Source organism: Pantoea sp. SIMBA_079, assembly GCF_046940275.1.
In the GTDB taxonomy this organism is placed as follows: domain Bacteria; phylum Pseudomonadota; class Gammaproteobacteria; order Enterobacterales; family Enterobacteriaceae; genus Pantoea; species Pantoea borealis.
In genome coordinates, this window is the sequence record NZ_JAWRYR010001020.1 from 1 (window position 1) to 230 (window position 230).

Annotated in this window: 1 protein-coding gene; it reads right to left on the minus strand. The window is 55.2% G+C overall.

The window, feature by feature from the left end; all coding sequences use genetic code 11:
- Positions 1-230: ATP-binding cassette domain-containing protein (locus SB719_RS23000; protein ID WP_412160166.1), on the minus strand; the 230-nt coding region annotated here is incomplete at both ends.

The window sequence follows — 230 nt, forward strand, 5'->3', positions numbered from 1 at the left end:
GCGAGTTCACTGATCAGGCGGTAGATCTCGGCGTTGGCCCCAACATCGAAACCGCGGGTCGGTTCGTCCAGAATCAGGATCTTCGGCTGCGCCAGCTGCCAGCGCGCAATCAGCACTTTTTGCTGGTTACCGCCGCTGAGGTCATTGATGATCTGATCCATGGTCGGCGTTTGAATATTGAGCTTGAGGATCTGATCTATACAGTCCTGCGCCAGTTTCACATGGCTGAC